This is a genomic window from Leeuwenhoekiella marinoflava DSM 3653 (assembly GCF_900129005.1).
Classification (GTDB): domain Bacteria; phylum Bacteroidota; class Bacteroidia; order Flavobacteriales; family Flavobacteriaceae; genus Leeuwenhoekiella; species Leeuwenhoekiella marinoflava.
Genome location: NZ_FQUN01000009.1, coordinates 12,439 through 30,176 on the forward strand (window position 1 = coordinate 12,439; position 17,738 = coordinate 30,176).

The 17,738-nt window shown below is 38.2% G+C and carries 12 protein-coding genes; 8 read left to right on the top strand and 4 right to left on the bottom strand.

Going from position 1 to position 17,738, the window contains the following annotated elements:
* Positions 1–3: 3 nt before the first annotated feature.
* A complete protein-coding gene (pgl, locus tag BUB91_RS08690) occupies positions 4–714 on the bottom strand; it encodes a 6-phosphogluconolactonase (RefSeq protein WP_073098853.1) in 711 nt (236 codons plus the stop codon).
* 32 nt (positions 715–746) lie between these two features.
* On the bottom strand, positions 747–2,285 hold the full coding sequence (zwf, locus tag BUB91_RS08695) for a glucose-6-phosphate dehydrogenase (protein ID WP_073098854.1): 1,539 nt from the start codon (positions 2,283–2,285) through the stop codon (positions 747–749).
* 205 nt (positions 2,286–2,490) lie between these two features.
* On the opposite strand from zwf, the gene gndA reads away from it, so the two are divergent.
* The 4 genes from gndA to BUB91_RS08715 all read left to right on the top strand — a co-directional run bounded on the left by gndA (position 2,491) and on the right by BUB91_RS08715 (position 7,950).
* Positions 2,491–3,903, top strand: a complete 1,413-nt coding sequence (gndA, locus tag BUB91_RS08700) for an NADP-dependent phosphogluconate dehydrogenase (RefSeq protein ID WP_073098855.1) — start codon at positions 2,491–2,493, stop codon at positions 3,901–3,903.
* 114 nt (positions 3,904–4,017) lie between these two features.
* Positions 4,018–5,421, top strand: coding sequence for an amidohydrolase family protein (locus BUB91_RS08705; protein ID WP_073098856.1), 1,404 nt, complete (start codon positions 4,018–4,020; stop codon positions 5,419–5,421).
* A 114-nt stretch (positions 5,422–5,535) separates the two neighbouring features.
* Positions 5,536–7,035, top strand: a complete 1,500-nt coding sequence (locus tag BUB91_RS08710; protein ID WP_073098857.1) for a S10 family peptidase — start codon at positions 5,536–5,538, stop codon at positions 7,033–7,035.
* A 93-nt stretch (positions 7,036–7,128) separates the two neighbouring features.
* On the top strand, positions 7,129–7,950 hold the full coding sequence (locus BUB91_RS08715; RefSeq protein ID WP_073098858.1) for a Cof-type HAD-IIB family hydrolase: 822 nt from the start codon (positions 7,129–7,131) through the stop codon (positions 7,948–7,950).
* On the opposite strand, the gene BUB91_RS08720 is transcribed toward BUB91_RS08715, so the two are convergent.
* The gene (locus BUB91_RS08720) at positions 7,936–8,358 is read right to left on the bottom strand and encodes a secondary thiamine-phosphate synthase enzyme YjbQ (RefSeq protein WP_073098859.1); all 423 of its coding nucleotides are present in this window, start codon (positions 8,356–8,358) and stop codon (positions 7,936–7,938) included. The two genes, BUB91_RS08715 and BUB91_RS08720, sit on opposite strands and share 15 nt — an antisense overlap.
* A gap of 160 nt (positions 8,359–8,518) precedes the next feature.
* Between BUB91_RS08720 and BUB91_RS08725 the strand changes: the two genes are divergently transcribed.
* From BUB91_RS08725 to BUB91_RS08740, 4 genes are all read left to right on the top strand, one after another.
* Positions 8,519–9,529 carry a pirin family protein gene (locus BUB91_RS08725; RefSeq protein ID WP_073098860.1) on the top strand — a complete coding sequence of 337 codons (1,011 nt, stop codon included), beginning with the start codon at positions 8,519–8,521 and terminating at the stop codon, positions 9,527–9,529.
* Between the two features lie 109 nt (positions 9,530–9,638).
* Positions 9,639–13,343, top strand: coding sequence for a T9SS type B sorting domain-containing protein (locus BUB91_RS08730; RefSeq protein WP_073098861.1), 3,705 nt, complete (start codon positions 9,639–9,641; stop codon positions 13,341–13,343).
* Positions 13,344–13,356: 13 nt separating this feature from the next.
* Positions 13,357–14,301, top strand: coding sequence for a PorP/SprF family type IX secretion system membrane protein (locus tag BUB91_RS08735; RefSeq protein WP_073098862.1), 945 nt, complete (start codon positions 13,357–13,359; stop codon positions 14,299–14,301).
* Positions 14,302–14,318: 17 nt separating this feature from the next.
* Complete coding sequence (locus tag BUB91_RS08740; protein WP_073098863.1) at positions 14,319–16,190, top strand: OmpA family protein; 1,872 nt, start codon at positions 14,319–14,321, stop codon at positions 16,188–16,190.
* Positions 16,191–16,265: 75 nt separating this feature from the next.
* Here BUB91_RS08740 and BUB91_RS08745 read toward each other — a convergent pair whose 3' ends face one another.
* A complete protein-coding gene (locus tag BUB91_RS08745) occupies positions 16,266–17,729 on the bottom strand; it encodes a magnesium chelatase (protein ID WP_073098864.1) in 1,464 nt (487 codons plus the stop codon).
* Positions 17,730–17,738: the final 9 nt, after the last annotated feature.

Here is a 17,738-nt window from a genome sequence, read left to right on the forward strand (position 1 = left end):
ATCTTATAATCCTGCTGCTGCATCCTGATCTAAAAACCAGTGCAATTCGCCTTGTTTAGGCGATACGAGGCTTGCAGGATATTCTTTATAACCTTCTTGTTCTTTTATAATACGAGTCACTTTTTCAGTTTTCCCGGCACCGGTAACTAAAAATGCGATTGTTTTTGCATTATTTACAAGCTTACCGGTAAACGTCACACGTTGCTGACCGCTATCAGGGTGTTTGGCTACGCGACAATTTTCAGGCATTTCCCATAACTCTATATTGTACGGAAAAATAGAAACGGTATGACCATCATCACCCATACCCAACATAACCAAATCAAAACAAGGGATTCCGTTAGCTTTAGGCAATTGCTCGTCAAGAACTTTAGAATAACGTTTTGCTTCTTCTTCGGGATTGTCTTCTCCTAAAATTCTAAAGATATTTTCTTCCGGAATATCAATTTTAGAAATAAGGTGTTCTACCGTCATCTTATAATTACTTTCTGAATCTGAGGGTGGTACGCAACGCTCATCACCCCAATACAAGAAAACGTTTGACCAATCGATTTCAGCTCCATATTCCGCAGCTAAATAATCAAAAACTATTTTAGGAGTGCTTCCGCCAGATAATGCGATATGCACATCATCACCGGTTGAACACTTTTCTTTAAAAAATTCAGAAAATGCTTCAGCTACTAACTGCTTTGTTTCTTTTATATGTAAATCCATTACTGGAAGTTTTTAATAATTAAAAATTCAATTTAAATAATACAGAAACCGGTTTCGTCTGTCAATAATTCTCCTGGGTTTCTCCACCCATTACTATCTTCTATAAGATCATCAGAGTTTTTAGGACCCCAGGTTCCGGCAGGATAACCGTAAGTAGGTACATCTTTGTCGTTAGCCCAGTACTCTAAGATAGGGTCAACAAATGCCCAGGCTGCTTCAACCTCATCTGCACGCGCATATAATGTAGTATCTCCCTGCATAGCATCAAGTAATAGACGTTCGTAAGCATCCATTATGTTCTTATCAGAAAGGCTGCTGTAGTAAAAGTCCATATTTGCACGTTCTACTTTAAAACCTTGTCCGGGTACTTTTACACCAAATTTAATCAGGATACCTTCATCTGGCTGAATACGTATAACCAGTTTGTTGTCTTTGTTATTAACGTCCTGTTCTTTAAAAACCTGATGATGCGGAGTCTTAAAGTGAATAACCACTTCGGTTACTTTCGTAGGCATGCGCTTAGCGGTACGTACATAAAATGGTACATCTTTCCAGCGCCAGTTGTCTACAAAAAACTTGACCGCTCCGTAAGTTTCGGTTTTAGATTCAGGATCTACACCCTCTTCTTCACGATATCCTTTTACGCGTTTCCCATTTATACTAGATGCTACATATTGACCTTTCATCGTATTTTCAAAAAGATCTTTCTTTTCGGTCATCATACGTATAGACTTCAGGGCTTTTACCTTCTCGTTATGTATCTCATCAGCATCTGCACTGATAGGGGGTTCCATAACAATCAGCGAAACAATCTGTAATAAGTGACTTTGAAACATATCTCGTAAAGCACCAGATTTGTCATAGTAACCGCCTCGCTTCTCTACTCCTACAGTTTCAGCATTTGTAATCTGAACATGGTGAATGTAGTTACGATTCCAAAGGGGCTCAAAAATAGAGTTAGAAAAACGCGTAACCATAAGGTTTTGCACGGTTTCTTTCCCTAAGTAATGATCTATACGGTAAATCTGTTTTTCTTTAAAGTATTTCTGCAATCCTATATTCAATTCTTTTGCAGTTTCCAGACTGTAACCAAAAGGTTTTTCTACCACAATACGTCTAAATCCTTTTTCAGCCCCAGAACCTTTAGTAAGACCTTGGTCTGATAAATTTTTTGCTATAGGCTCGTATAAACTAGGCGGCGTAGAAAGGTAAAAAGTATAATTCTCGTCTAGTTTATGTTCTTTGTTAAGCGCTTCAATACGCTTGTTTAGTTTACTGTACTCAGAATCGTAATCACTACCTAAGTCTGAATAAAACATCATATCTGCAAACTTCTTAATGAAGTCTTTATCCTTCTTTTTTACTTCGTCTTTTAAATACGGACTTTCATAGACTACGCGTTTTCTAAATTCTTCATCAGTTAGGTCACTTCTACTCGCTCCCAATACCGCAAAATTTTCAGGAAAATGTCCGCCTTCATATAAATTATATAAAGCAGGAATAAGTTTACGAGCCGTTAGATCTCCGGAAGCTCCAAAAATTACCAATAACTGGTTAGATGTATTATTCATAAAAAATAATGATTTTTCGGTTTTATGCTGTGTTAGTTGGTTATTTGCAATTATAACATGAGTTTATAGAATAAAGCAGTAAAAAGTCAATGTTATCATTTAATTTTGGCTTTAACCAATACAAAAATAAGGCATCTTAGTGGCACACAGGAGGCTTTATAGAAACATTATGGTGTCAAATTAAAAAGAACAATAACTCATTATTATGGAGCATAAAAATTATGATTTTGGCCTAGTAGGTCTCGGTGTTATGGGACGCAACTTTATATTAAACGTCGCAGACAACGATTTTAAAGCTTTTGGCTATGACTTAGATCAGGAAAAAGTTGATGCTTTAAAGAAAGAAGGTGGAAATTTAGAAAAAGTTGATGCTTCTACCGAAATAGAAACCTTTGTAGAGGCTCTTGCCGCTCCGCGAAAAATCATGTTGCTTGTCCCTGCAGGTAAAATTGTAGATCAGGTAATTGAAACTTTATTACCCCATCTTGATGAAGGTGATATTATAATAGACGGTGGAAACTCATTCTTCACAGACACAGACCGCCGTGAAGCTTATTTAAAAGACAAAGGAATCAATTTCTTTGGCGCTGGTGTTAGTGGTGGTGCAGAAGGCGCGCGTAAAGGGCCTAGTATCATGCCTGGTGGTAACGCTGAAGCATACACCCATATCAAACCTATTTTTGAAGCTGTTTCGGCTAAATTTAATGGAGAACCTTGTGTAGCACATTTAGGCCCTAAATCTGCCGGAAATTACGTGAAGATGGTTCACAATGGTATCGAATACGGTTTGATGCAATTGACTTCTGAGATCTATGATTTATTGAAAAAGTCTGTAGGTTTAGATAACGACGAACTGCATCAGGTTTATGACTTGTGGAATAAAGGTCGTTTACAATCCTTTTTAGTTGAAATCACTGCTGAAATCTTCAAACAAGATGATGACTTAGGTGACGGTAGATTGGTTGATAAAATATTAGACAAAGCCAAGCAAAAAGGCACCGGTAAATGGACCTCTCAAAATGCAATGGACTTAGGTATACCAGTTCCAACAATTGATGTTGCGGTAAGTATGCGTGAGATTTCGGCATTAAAAGAGGAACGTATTGTTGCTGATAAATTATACGACCGCCCAGCGCCACTACCTATTGATAAAGATAAAATTATTGCTCTTGCAGAAGAGTCTTTATACTTCGCTTTTATTATAGCGTATGCACAAGGTCTGCACCAGCTTGCTGATGCTTCTAAAGAATATGAGTATGACTTAGATATGTCTGTAATCGCAAAAATATGGAGAGCAGGTTGTATCATACGTGCTGGTTTATTAGAAGATATTTCTGATGCCTACACCGCAGATAAAGAACTACCTAATTTATTGTTAGCTCCATCATTTGTTGATAAAGTTCAAGGTACTTTAGCTTCTGTTCGCGAGACTGTTGCTTATGCAGCTCAAAGCGGAATACCGGTTCCTGGGCTTTCTAGTGCTTTAAATTATTTTGAAGCGTATACTTCAAGTCGTTTGCCTCTTAATGTAATTCAGGCGCAGCGTGACAACTTTGGTTCACATACCTACGAGCGTATCGATCGCGAAGGTGTTTTTCATACAGAATGGGGTAAATAGAATAATCCTGTCAATCTTAAAGTATAAGAGCTCCTATTTTGGGGCTCTTTTCTTTTTATAGATTTCTTAATTGAATAGATTGCTGTAATTTCCTGCAAAATTAAAACCTCTACGATGCGACTGATTTTTACGTTAGTACTTATTGCTTCACTTTTTAATTCCTGCGGAAACCAACCGCCACAATTTAGTGCTGCGATTCATAATGTGAATATTATAGATTTAGAAACCGGTAAAATATTGAAAGATCAATCGGTTTTCATTGCGGGTGACAGTATTCATTCTATCGTAAAGAGTAAAGACCTTTTAACCAGTTCCGCAGCACAACAAATTGATGCAAGCGGTAAATTTCTAATGATAGGTCTTTGGGATAATCACGTTCATTTTAGAGGAGGAAAGGAGCTAATAGAAGAAAATAAGAATATACTCAATCTCTTCATCGCTAACGGAATTACCACTGTACGTGATGCCGGTGGTGATTTGACCACTTCTGTACACGAATGGCAAAAGCAAATCGCTGATGGTTCTTTGGCAGGTCCTACAATATATACTTCAGGACCAAAAATTGATGGCCACGGTGCTACTTGGGCGGGTTCGCTTGAGGTTTCTAATGATAAAGAAATCAATACAGCTCTAGATTCTTTAGAACAATTGAATGTAGATTTTGTAAAGATTTACGACAGTAAAATTAGTGGCGAGAATTATTTAAAAGTTATCACAGAAGCTGAAAAACGTGGAATGATCACCAGCGGTCATATGCCGTATAGCGTTACGGTAGAAGAAACCACAAATGCGGGCATTGATGCCATTGAACATTTATATTATGTTTTAAAAGGATGTTCTGCCGAAGAGATTGCAATCACTGAAGCTGTTAAAAATAACGAAGCAGGTTTCTGGACTTCTTTAGACCGAGTGTTGAAAACTTACTCCTACTCGGTAGCTCAAGAAACCTTTTCTAAGCTTAAAGAAAATAATGTTTATGTAGTGCCTACGTTACATATTGGTCACACCTTAAGCCATCTTGATGAAACCGACCACACCACGGACCCGTATTTAAAATACATAGGGCCCGGAATTCAAAAAACCTATGCCGGCCGCATCAACAGTGCTAAAAATGCTTCCCCGGAATTTGTAGTTATGCGCAAAAACCTAGATTCGGCGTTTGTAAAACTAGCAGGTGTACTCGCAGCTAATGATGTAAATGTATTAGCTGGCTCAGACAGTGGCGCATTCAACTCCTATACCTATCCCGGCATTTCGCTTCATAAAGAATTAAAAGCCTTAGTAAATGCTGGTTTAACTCCGCTACAAGCCTTACAGACTTCAACATCTAATGGCTCAAAATTTTTACAAAAACAACTTCCGGAAATCAGAAGCGGCGCAACAGCAGACTTACTAGTACTCAATAAAAATCCGCTCGATAATATAGAAAACACTCAAGATATCTTTATGGTAATCAAAAGCGGAAAAACATTCAGTTCTGAAGATCTAGAAAACCTGCTAAAAACAAGCACCTATTAAAATCAATAATTGATTTTAATAGCGTGTTTATTATTAAATATCGACTGGTTATTTCTACAAATTAAATATACGTTTGATTAATTTTAAGGTTTTCAGAATTAAATATTTCAATACATGAATCTAAAAATTACATTGCTTACAACCTGTATAGCTTTTGGTTTTCTCACTACGCTTGAAGCTCAAAAAGTTAAGGTTCCTGTTGACACGACTATCATTTCTAAGCACAGCGTTGCGATAAAAGATAAAACGATTCCGTATCAGGCAGAATTAGGCTTTCAGCCGGTTTGGGACGATATGGGCAATCCCATTGCAACCTTAAATTACACCTACTATTCCAGAACCGATATTAAAGATAATCAGACCAGACCTTTGCTCATAAGCTTTAATGGCGGTCCCGGTTCTGCTTCCGTATGGATGCATATTGCTTATACCGGTCCAAGAATTTTAAAAATCACAGATGAAGGTTTTCCTGTTCAGCCTTACGGCATAAAAGACAATCCTAATTCTGTTTTAGATGTTGCAGATATTGTTTTTGTAAATCCGGTGAATACGGGTTACAGCAGAATGATTCCCGATTCGGAAGGCAATCTTCCTAAAAGAGATCAATTTTTTGGTGTCAATTCAGATATCGCATATTTAGCTGATTGGGTAAATACGTTTGTAACGCGTCACAACCGCTGGCGTTCTCCTAAATTTATAATCGGTGAAAGTTATGGTACAACACGAGTTTCAGGTTTAGCTAAAGCATTGCAGCAACGCAATTGGATGTACCTAAATGGTGTGATTCTGGTATCTCCTACCGAAATTGGTTTTGAATTTGAAGGTCCTGTAGAAATCGCAAACCGCCTCCCCTATTTTGCAGCTGCTGCCTGGTATCATAACGCCTTACCTCCTGCCCTTCAGAATAAAGATTTAACCGAAATGCTACCTGAAGTTGAAGAATATGCCGTTAACGAGTTGCTTCCGGTTATAGCAAAAGGAGGTTATGCTTCAGAAACTGAAAAGCAAGCTGCGATTAAAAAAATTGCGTACTACTCCGGTCTTTCAGAAAAAACAGTGAGTCAGAACAACCTTGCCGTTCCATTTAATTATTTCTGGAAAGACTTATTACGAGACAAAGAAGGTTTTACCATTGGTCGTCTGGATTCACGTTATAAAGGTTTAGATATTGCAGATGCTGGTTCTTCTCCAGATTACAACAGCGAATTAACCTCGTGGTTACACAGTTTTACGCCGGCTATAAATTATTATATGAGCGAGGAACTAGGTTTTAAAACAGATCTTACTTATGATTTATTTGGTGATGTGCATCCTTGGGATCGTTCTAATAACCATACCGGTTCAGATTTACGAGATGCTATGGGAATGAATGCAAATCTTCATTTAATGGTTCAATCTGGGTATTATGATGGGGCGTGTACCTATTTCAATGCCAAATATATTATGAGCCAAATAAACATTAACGGGAGGTTTTCAGAGCGTATGGATTTTAAAGGTTACCGCAGCGGACATATGATGTATTTACGCGCTGAAGATCTTAAAACAGCTAATCAGGATTTACGTGATTTTATAGAAAAAGCAAGTATAGGTATTGATCAAGGAGCTAAATATTAGAAAAATCCAAAGGCTTAAAACCTCAAAATAATTTAAGAATGAATTAATAAACCCCGTAGACACGACTAGTTTTTATGGGTTATTTTTGCAAATATGGATTTGACACAAGTAAAATTAGTCGTTACAGATATGGACGGTACACTCCTAAATGATCAAGGAAAAGTAAGTCCGCGGTTTTTTGAATTATTCAAAGAACTTCAGAAACATAACATTCAATTTGTTGCCGCAAGCGGAAGGCAGTATTTCAGCATTATTGACAAATTAAATCGCATTAAAGACGAGATTACTGTTGTAGCAGAAAACGGTGGGATTACCGTTCAAAAAGCTGAGGTTTTAGATACTTGTACCGTAGATGCAGAAGTAGTACACGACTTAATACGTCAGATGCGGGAGATAAAAGATGCATACATTGTACTTTGTGGAAAAGAACAAGCCTATGTAGAATCTGATCACGAACCCTTTATTGAGATTTTTCAGGAATATTATACCAAATTTAAACGCGTACCCGATCTAACAGAAATAAGCAACGACCATTTCTTTAAAATTGCAGTTTATAGCTTTGGCGGATCAGAAGTGACTACTTATCCTATCGCAAAAAAACTGGAAGATCAGGTTAAAGTAAAGGTTAGCGGTGAGAACTGGTTAGACATCAGCCATCTGGATACAGATAAAGGTCGCGCGCTTAAAATTTTACAAGAGAGTCTGAATATCACAAAAGCCGAAACGATGGTTTTTGGTGATTATAACAACGACTTAGAAATGATAAGCCTTGCAGATTATAGTTTTGCGATGCAAAATGCGCATCCTAATGTTACAAAAGCTGCAAACTACCAGACCAAAAGCAATAACGAAAGTGGCGTAGAATATATTCTCGAGCAACTCATCGAAGCCAAAGAAAGTTTATTGACCAAATAAGGTAAGTACTACTTTGCGCGATCCTCCGTGATTGCGGTGCTCACACAAATAAATACCCTGCCAGGTTCCCAGATTTAGGCGACCGTTAGTCACCGGTATGGTTACCGATGCACCCATTAATGATGCTTTTATATGTGCCGGCATATCGTCTGGTCCTTCGTAAGTGTGAATGTAATACGGGGCATTCTCAGGAACCATTTTACTCATATGGCTTTCAAAATCTTGACGCACAGTAGGATCTGCGTTTTCATTTATGGTCAAACTCGCTGAAGTATGTTTGATAAAAACCTGTAATTGACCGATTTTTATACTGCTCAATTCTTCAAGCTGACTGGTGATTTCAGAAGTAATTAAATGAAAGCCGCGACTTCTTGATTTTAAATGGATTTCTTTTTGATAAAAATTCACAACACGATATTTTCAGTGATTCACTTGATTATAACTTGAATGTGAAAGTACAAATTTGAAAATTGCTAAAATCTTTAAAATATGTTATAAGTCGAACTTTTAAATTTTCAATAATTCACTTAGCACTCGTATCTTCGTATTCCACCTAAAAAAAACAACAATGGCAGCAATACAAAAAATCACTCGTTTACAAATGCAATGGGACACACAAGACCCATTCTTATTTTGTGCTTTTCACAATGATAATTTTCCTAAAGGAAACGGTAAATTAGGCCCTGTAGATTCTCTTACCGGTCGTAATATTGGTCAGGATTTTACGCAAAAAGACGGCTGGGCAATGTATCACGGTTCTAAAGTTCCCGGTTTTCCCGCGCATCCTCACGTAGGATTTGAGACGATAACCATAGCAGAACGAGGTTTTGTTGATCATTCAGATTCATTAGGTGCTTCAGGAAGATTTGGAAAGGGTGATGTTCAATGGATGACTGCCGGTAAAGGAGTTCAACACAGTGAAATGTTTCCTTTAGTAAATACCGAAAAAGAAAATCCGCTTTTGTTGTTTCAAATATGGTTGAATTTACCTGCTAAAAGCAAAAGTGTAGCGCCTTATTTTGGAATGATGTGGCACGAGAATATCCCTGTTGTTTCCAAAGAAGATTCAAACGGAAATAATATTAAAGTTAAACTTGTTGCAGGAAGTTTTGATGGTCAAAAAGCATTAAATCCTGCGCCTGACTCATGGGCTGCAAATCCCGATAATGGCATAAACATTTGGTTAATTTCATTAGAACCTAACGCTGAGTTTATAGTTCCTAAAGGTATTGATGGAGCAAACCGATCACTTTATTTTTATGAAGGTGATGCTATTGCAGCTGAAGGTTTTGATATTCCGCCTATGCATCAAATCAAAGCTGATGTAAATGAACTATTGCGTTTAAAAAATGGTTCTTCTCCGGCTCAACTTCTTCTTCTGGAAGGAAAACCTATTGGTGAACCTGTTGTAAAACACGGGCCTTTTGTGGGGAATTCTAGACAAGATATAGAAAAGGCATTCTCTAATTTTCAGGAAACACAATTTGGCGGTTGGCCTTGGTCAACTAATGAGCATACACATGCTCCAGAAACCGAAAGATTTGCTATATATCCTGACGGAAAAAAAGAAGAACTATAATTATAAATTTTAAAGTATAGGTGAAAATTCATAAAAATTTCTACATTTAATCGGTACAATATGTAATTAATCGATTAAACTTGTATTAAATTTTACTAACCCAACTCCTATGCTTAAAACAATTACTTTGTTTAGAAAAGCAGCACCCCTGTTTTTCTTTTTATTTCTTGCAGGAATTTCATCTAAATCATATGCGCAATGTGCTGGTGAAGATGCTTCTACAACCTTCTGCAATAAAGAAACGAGCCAATTTATAGACCTTTTTGCTACCCTTAGCGGTTCGCCGGTAACCAGTGGAACATGGTCTGATGACAACAACAGTGGTGGTCTTAATGCCACAACCGGTGAATTAAACACTTGGTTAATCAACAGGGGTGGCACCTTTAATTACACCTATACCGTAGAAGGTATTACAGGTTGTACAGACAATCAAGCTACTGTGACGGTAACTCTTGCAGGCTATGCAGGTCGTAATAATAATGATGGTGTAGCTTGCGAAACAGAAACAAACGTAAATTTGTTTCAGTTTGTGGGATCTAGTCCTAGTCCAACATTATTCGGTACCTGGGCTATAACAGCAGGCCCTACTAACGCTCTTAAAAATCAAATATTCAATGCCCAGCAAGCAGGCCCGGGGCTTTATACCTTTACGTATACAGTAGCTGCACAAGGTTCTTGTCTTTCTACTATGAGTACCGTTAGGGTAGAAGTTATAGAGGCTCCAGATTCTGGTTCTATAGACAATACTGTTAACACTGTTTTTTGTGAAACTGACGATCTAAGTGGTTTTACAGCATTCAATCTTAGAGATGCTATTATTGGCGAAGATAATGGAGGCGTTTGGACTGAAAATCAAACCAATGAAATAAACGGATTTAATGATAATACTATAGATATTCAAAACATCAGAGACACTTTTGGTCCCGGTACCTATACTTTTACGTATACCGTTCAACCGGTTAATCCTATTTGTACATTCAGTCAGACAACTGTTGCTATAATTATTGAAGAAGTAGTTGACTTTACCAATGCTGCTTTAGAGTTGACTATTCCTGATGATGAAGATGATATTATTTGCGAAGACACATTACCTATTAATGCTACTGCTACAATAACGGGTGATATAGTAGATATTCCGAATGGTGATTATGAGTTAACCTATAGCGTTACTCCTGCTCCAAACACGGGTACTGAAACAGTGACACTCACTATGGCTGATGGTATTGGGAATTTTAATATTAAGCCTGATTTCTTAACTGCAGCCGGTGTTGCAGAAATACGAGTAGTTTCTATTCTAGATCCTAATACTCAGAATGCTTGTGATGTAAAGTTAGGTGACTTAAGTGATACAATTACTATTGTAGCTTTACCGGATGTAAATGATTCTGCTTTAAGTGTAAACCAACCTTTATGTTTTGGTAAAAATGGAACCTTAACAATTTCTGATGCAGGTAATACTCCAGAAATTGAACTTACTGATGGGGAATATAGTTTTTCATACACGTTAGCCAGTTCTACTGCAACTGGAGATTATTCGCAGACTGCAATGGTTACTAATGGTATAGCTAAAATCACACTAGCAGCTAATGCATTGGCTACTGCAGATGCTTATACTATAACTCTAAATACAATTACAAACTCTACAGGCTGTTCTACAAGTACCGACATAAATACCACATTTACCGTATCTCCAAAACCTGATGCCGAAACGGTAACTGTGAGTGTCCAAGATACTTGTGAAGATGATACGGTTACCGTTACCCTTACAGATTCCGCAGATACACCTAATCTTGTCGATGGTGATTACACCTTAAGATATGATATATCTGGAGCTATAAACACAAAAAATCAAATTATAGTTGGAGTTGCAGTTACTAACGGAACCGGAAGTTTTGATCTTCCTCAGGCTATTTTAGCTAATGGTAGTTCTATATTAACGCTGACTTCTATTCTTAACAATGCAAGTACTTGTGAGGCTGATAATCTGACTATGCCTTCAGCAGCATTTAATATTGTTGCAACTCCAGATGCAACTGGTGCAGTAATACGTGCTGATGATTCTTGTGAGGATGCAGCAAATAACGTAACTATTACTACAGACCCTACCTTGATTCAAGATGGTGATTATATACTTACCTATAATTTGAATGACGCTAATGCAACAACAGACACAGAAGTTGAAGTGACTTTTACGGATGGAAAAACTACTTTTGATTTAACGGCAGCTCAACTTGCTGAAGCGGGTACAACTACAATTACTATTATTAGTCTAGCTACTGCGTCTCAAAGTTGTGCAGCAACAGGTCTTCCTATCTCTACAGGTTTTGAAGTTTCACCGATTCCTTCATTAGAGAACACAACGTTATCTGTGGCTTCTGTTTGTGTCGGTGAGCCTACTGAATTACTTTTTACAAATTCAGATTTGAGCGATGGTAGTTATGATATAACTTATGAATTAACCGGTGAGAATACACTTTTAGACAATGTAAATCTTGAATTTACAGATGGCGAAGCTTCATTACCTATCGCTGCTGCAACAATAACAAATACCGGTTCAACTTCGATTACTATAAATTCTATTACAGACCCAAATTCAACGTGTGCAAATACAACTGCAACCTCAACTTCTTTTGAAGTAAATCCTGTACCAGAACTTACAGACGGTGATTTATTAGCTTCAGATATATGTCTTGCAGAAAATGGTTTTGTAACGATCACAGCAGGAGCAAATCTCGTAGATGGTGACTATACCATCACTTATGATCTTAGTGAAACAAATACAGCCTCAAACCTTTCTGCTGATGTAACAATCGCAAATGGCGCAGGAGCATTTGAAATCCCTGCGGCTTTTCTTGCTGCTACAGGTACAACAACTATAACCGCAACATTGATTAGTAGTGATGCGGGTTGTGATTCGATTCCTATTTCTGTAAATGCTGATTTTGAAGTTTCCCCTGTACCTAATGCTACAGGCATTACAGGTTCTGCCAGTGATGTTTGTTTTGGAGAACAAATAATCATTAGCCTTTCTGGCGCAACTTCTCTACCTGATGCTGATTACCTGATTTCTTATCAGCTTAGTGGCGCTACTGATTCTGAGATTATTACAGAAACTGCCGCTTTTGCCGGCGGAAGCACAGATCTTATTCTTGAAAGCTCAGTTTTTACTTCAGGAGGTTTAACCACATTTAGCCTCTTAGATATTCAGAACAGCACAACAGGATGTAGTGCTACAAATTTACCGGTAACTCTGGTAGATTTCACATTAGAAGATCCTGCGATTCCAAGCCTTGCTAGCGATGGAGCTGTTTTCTGTATCAACGATGATCCTACAGTTGCAGACCTCGAAGCTAATATAAGTTCATCTTTTACCTTGATCACCTATGATTCTGCCACCGGAACTACGTTGGTTAGTCCTTCTACTCCACTTATGGCAAATACAACCTATTATATCGCTGCTCAAAATACAGCAACCGGTTGTGAAGGCAGCCAAAGACTTGAAGTTACTGTAGATCTTAGCGGATGCGATTCAGTATTTATTCCTGATGGGTTCTCTCCTAACGGCGACGGTATTAACGATGTTTTTGAAATGAAAAATATGGATATCGTTTATCCTGATTATAAGATTGAAATCTTTAACCGTTATGGACAGGTTGTTTTTAAAGGAGACAGCAGTACCGGTTTCTGGAATGGTCACACCAATCAAAACCGCACGGGAGGCAATACACTTCCTAACGGTGTGTATTTTTATATTATAAATTATAATGATGGGCAAACAAGCCCAAAACAAGGTAAAGTTTACCTCAACAGATAAAAGGATGTTCCCAATGATAAATACAACTTCAAGATTCACATTATTTGCAACATTCGTCCTTTTATGTGGAAGTCTGTTTGCTCAGCAAGACCCGGAGTATACGCAGTATATGTATAATATGAGTGTTATCAACCCTGCATACGCTTCAGTTAATAAAGCTAAAGTGGGAGCGCTCTACCGGGCCCAATGGGTTGGTATAGACGGTGCGCCTACTACAGCAACATTCTTCGGTCATTTACCCATGTCTGAAAAAGTAGAACTAGGTTTAAACCTGGTTCACGACGAGATAGGCGATGTTGTTCAAGAAACAAACATCAATGCAGATTTTGCCTATAAGTTGCCTATTCAGGAAAATGCTACGCTGTCTTTAGGTCTTAAAGCCGGAGCCTCATTTTTCAGTACAGATTTTAGCCGACTACAACTGGGTAGCGGTGCTCCTGCAACAGACCCTTCTTTTGCGCAGAACATCAACCAGACTTATCCTACAATTGGTATAGGTGCTTATTATTTTTCTGAGCGTTATTACGTAGGTCTTTCTGCTCCTAACCTAGTTGCTTCAACACATATTGAAGATGAAAACGGGGTGCAGCGTCTGGGAAGTGAAAACACCCACTACTTCTTAACCGGTGGTTATGTGTTTGAACCTTCGGCAGATTTTCAGGTAAAACCATCTTTTATGGCGCGCTGGGTAAACGGTGCTCCTGTAAGTATTGATGTAAATGCCAACGTGCGCTTTTATCAACGTTTTGAAGCAGGTATAGGCTATCGCTTGGATGACGCGGTTACCGGTATGGTAAACTTTGAAGTTACATCGGGAGTGCGTGTGGGCTATGCTTATGATTACACGACTTCAAATCTTGGTGAGTACAACAACGGTAGCCACGAGGTTATGGTTCTTTTTGACTTCGATATTTTTGGCAAATTACCGTCTTACCGCAAATCACCACGTTTCTTTTAATCAAAACTACTACGACTATGAAAAATTATACGCTACTCTTTATTCTGCTAGCCGTTTGTCAGGTAGGATTTGCACAAAACAAAACACTTGAAAAAGCTAACAAACTTTTTGCCGATCAGGCTTATACCGAAGCGATAACCGCTTATGAGAATGAATCAGAATTAGATGCTGATGCTGCTTTAAATTTGGCTGATGCCTACTATTTTACCGGTGATGTTACCGAAGCTGTACAAGCTTATGACGCTGCCTGGGAACTGAATCAAGGCCGATCTCCAGAAGCACATTTTCGCTATGCCGATGCATTGAAGCGCAACAAGGATTACGACAGAGCTAACGAGATTCTAACCAATTATACCGGGACCAACATAGATATTCTTAAGACTATGGAAGAGCACGATATGGAGGTTTCTCAGTTCTTTTTACCTGAAGTTATAGATGCTGCTTCTGTTTACGATGATTTTGGTGCAGCTTATTATGATCGTCAGATTGTTTTTGCTTCAAACCGAAATGGCGCTCGACCTATTTATCCGTGGACCGGAAAACCGTATCTAGATTTGTATTATGCAAAAACCAACGGTGAAGCGATTACAGAGGAAGGACTTTTCCCCGGAAGTATCAATACTGATACGCACGAGAGTAATGCTGTTTTTACCGCAGATGGTCAAAAAATGTATTTTACCCGAACCAGTAATAAACTCACAAAAGTAAACGGTGCAAAAGTGGCGCCTTTACAACTCTATAGCGCAGAATTAATTGGAGGTGAATGGGATAACATTATGATGTTGCCTATTAGTTCTGATGAATATTCTGTTGCGCACCCTGCCTTGAGCCCCGACGAGAAAACGCTTTATTTTTCAAGTGACATGCCTGGTGGATTTGGAAGTTTTGATATTTATAAAGCTGAAATCACCGGAGAAAACACCTTTGGTTCTCCCATTAATTTAGGAGGAAACATCAACTCTGATAAACTGGAGCAATTTCCTTATGTATCAGAGAATGGTAATTTATATTTTGCTTCAAATCGTGTTGAAGGTCTTGGTGGACTTGACCTGTATAGCAGTGACCCTGAAGGTGACACTTTCGCAGAAGCATATAACTTAGGAAGTTCTATAAACTCTAATGCTGATGATTTTGCATTAATTATAAAAGAACGTCAGGCAAGTGGTTTTATCTCTTCTAACCGTACCGGAAAAGACAAACTTTACAGCTTTGAGACGTATCCTAATCTCGACTATCAAATCTTAGGTAACGTGGACGACAAGAAAACGCTTGAGCCTTTACCGGGAACAGAAGTCACATTATTTAGACCAGAAACAGGTAGCACTCAAAAAATGACTACTGAACTAGACGGAAGCTTCAAGTTTGTAGTTCGTCCTAATAGTCTCTATAAAATTAAAGCGAGTAAGGCGCTTTATGCTCTGGTGGAAAAAGAGGTTAAAATTGAATACTCTCAGAATACCAAGACACTTATTAAGCTACAAATGTCGGCTTATGCAGATACTGAAGATATAGTGACGGTAAATGAGCGCAATCAATTAACGCAGGTAAATCTTGAAAAAATATACTTTGATTTTAACAAAGCGAATATACGTTCTGACGCTGCTATTATTCTGGATAAACTTGTAGATCTGATGCAGAAATACACTGAGATGAGCATCGAAGTAGCTTCTCATACAGACCAGCGCGGTTCTGACACTTACAACAAAGAGTTATCTGAAAAGAGAGCACAATCCACAGTAGATTACCTGATTTCTAAAGGTATAGATCGTGATCGCCTGCAAGCTAAAGGTTATGGGGAAACAGACCCTATAAATGACTGTAACGCTATTAATTGTTCCGAAGAGCAACAAGACCTCAACCGGAGAAGTGAGTTTACCATTCTAAACTAAATCAAATTCCTAAATCAGAAAACCCAGTTAAACAGTGCTTAACTGGGTTTTTATTTGGAATCTATTTATCTGATACTACAATCCGCTAATGTAGCTTCCATATACATCTTTAAAGCGTATACCATCAGTCATACGGTATTTGCTCAGTTTCTGAAACTCTACCAAAGCCCACAGAATAAATTCTTTCATAAAATATTTATCCTTTGATTCTAAATCAGGCAGATATTCCGTTACAAGCTTTTCTAAAGGAGTAACCGAATCTAACATCTTTTTATATTCTTCTTCGGTTAAATCATCTAATAATTGAAAGTCACTCTGATCAAAAAACCAGGTTACAATGTCATCATACGGACTTTTTTCGTTTTGTTTTTCGAGCTTTTTGATTTCCGGAAAATACGTCACAAACAACGTCTGAATCGCATCACCTATCAAAGTATGTGCAACCGATGCTGCTCCCTCCTGCTCGCCTTCATAAACCAATTCAACCTTACCGGTAATCGCAGGGATCATTCCCATAAAGTCCCCAAGACGCACTGCTGTCTTGTCATCACCTGCCAGTAAAAAACGACGCTCTGCTGTACTCAAAAGATTTTCGAAAGCGGTAATACTCATACGCGCACTTACCCCACTCTTAACGTCAATAAATTCACTCCTACGAGCTTCAAAACTTATTTGTTCTAAAAGATCTTTGGCTAAAGAAGGCACATAAACCTGCTCTTCATTACGCGCATCGCGCTTCGCTTCCTGCTCTGTGATGGTTCGGGCAATCTCAATACTTTCCGGATAATGTGTAAGAATTTGAGAACCTATTCGGTCTTTCAGCGGTGTTACGATACTACCACGGTTTGTATAATCTTCTGGATTTGCTGTAAACACAAATTGAAGATCTAACGGAAGTCTTAATTTAAATCCACGAATTTGTATATCTCCTTCTTGTAAAATATTGAACAATGCCACCTGAATACGCGCTTGCAAATCAGGTAATTCATTGATTACAAAAATGCAACGATTAGCCCGTGGAATCATCCCAAAGTGCAGCACGCGATCATCAGCATAACTCAACTTTAAATTGGCAGCTTTTATAGGATCAACATCCCCAATCAAGTCGGCTACGGTTACATCTGGAGTTGCGAGTTTTTCAGCAAAACGCTCATCACGGTGCATCCAAACAATTGGAGTATCATCTTCTTGTTCTGCAATTAATTCTTGAGCGTAACGCGATACAGGTTTTAACGGATCATCATTTAATTCTGAACCTTTAACCACCGGAATCCACTCATCTAACAACTGAATCATCAAGCGTGCTAAGCGTGTTTTTGCTTGCCCACGCAATCCTAAAAGGTTGATGTTATGTTTTGATAAAATAGCGCGTTCTAACTCGGGAATCACCGTGTACTCATACCCGTGAATTCCTTCAAATGAATTTTTACCTGCTTTTATATTGTTAATCAGATTAGCACGAAGTTCTTCTTTAATACCTCGGCTTTTATAAGCTGATTTTTTTAGCTCACCTAGTGTTTTAATAGCTGGTTTACTCATAGTTTCTTT

Excerpts from the sequence above, each read along its gene's own strand:
- pgl (WP_073098853.1), bottom strand. The coding sequence starts at position 714 with ATGGATTTACATATAAAAGAAACAAAGCAGTTAGTAGCTGAAGCATTT.
- zwf (WP_073098854.1), bottom strand. The coding sequence starts at position 2,285 with ATGAATAATACATCTAACCAGTTATTGGTAATTTTTGGAGCTTCCGGA.
- gndA (WP_073098855.1), top strand. The coding sequence starts at position 2,491 with ATGGAGCATAAAAATTATGATTTTGGCCTAGTAGGTCTCGGTGTTATG.
- BUB91_RS08705 (WP_073098856.1), top strand. The coding sequence starts at position 4,018 with ATGCGACTGATTTTTACGTTAGTACTTATTGCTTCACTTTTTAATTCC.
- BUB91_RS08710 (WP_073098857.1), top strand. The coding sequence starts at position 5,536 with ATGAATCTAAAAATTACATTGCTTACAACCTGTATAGCTTTTGGTTTT.
- BUB91_RS08715 (WP_073098858.1), top strand. The coding sequence starts at position 7,129 with ATGGATTTGACACAAGTAAAATTAGTCGTTACAGATATGGACGGTACA.
- BUB91_RS08725 (WP_073098860.1), top strand. The coding sequence starts at position 8,519 with ATGGCAGCAATACAAAAAATCACTCGTTTACAAATGCAATGGGACACA.
- BUB91_RS08730 (WP_073098861.1), top strand. The coding sequence starts at position 9,639 with ATGCTTAAAACAATTACTTTGTTTAGAAAAGCAGCACCCCTGTTTTTC.
- BUB91_RS08735 (WP_073098862.1), top strand. The coding sequence starts at position 13,357 with ATGATAAATACAACTTCAAGATTCACATTATTTGCAACATTCGTCCTT.
- BUB91_RS08740 (WP_073098863.1), top strand. The coding sequence starts at position 14,319 with ATGAAAAATTATACGCTACTCTTTATTCTGCTAGCCGTTTGTCAGGTA.
- BUB91_RS08745 (WP_073098864.1), bottom strand. The coding sequence starts at position 17,729 with ATGAGTAAACCAGCTATTAAAACACTAGGTGAGCTAAAAAAATCAGCT.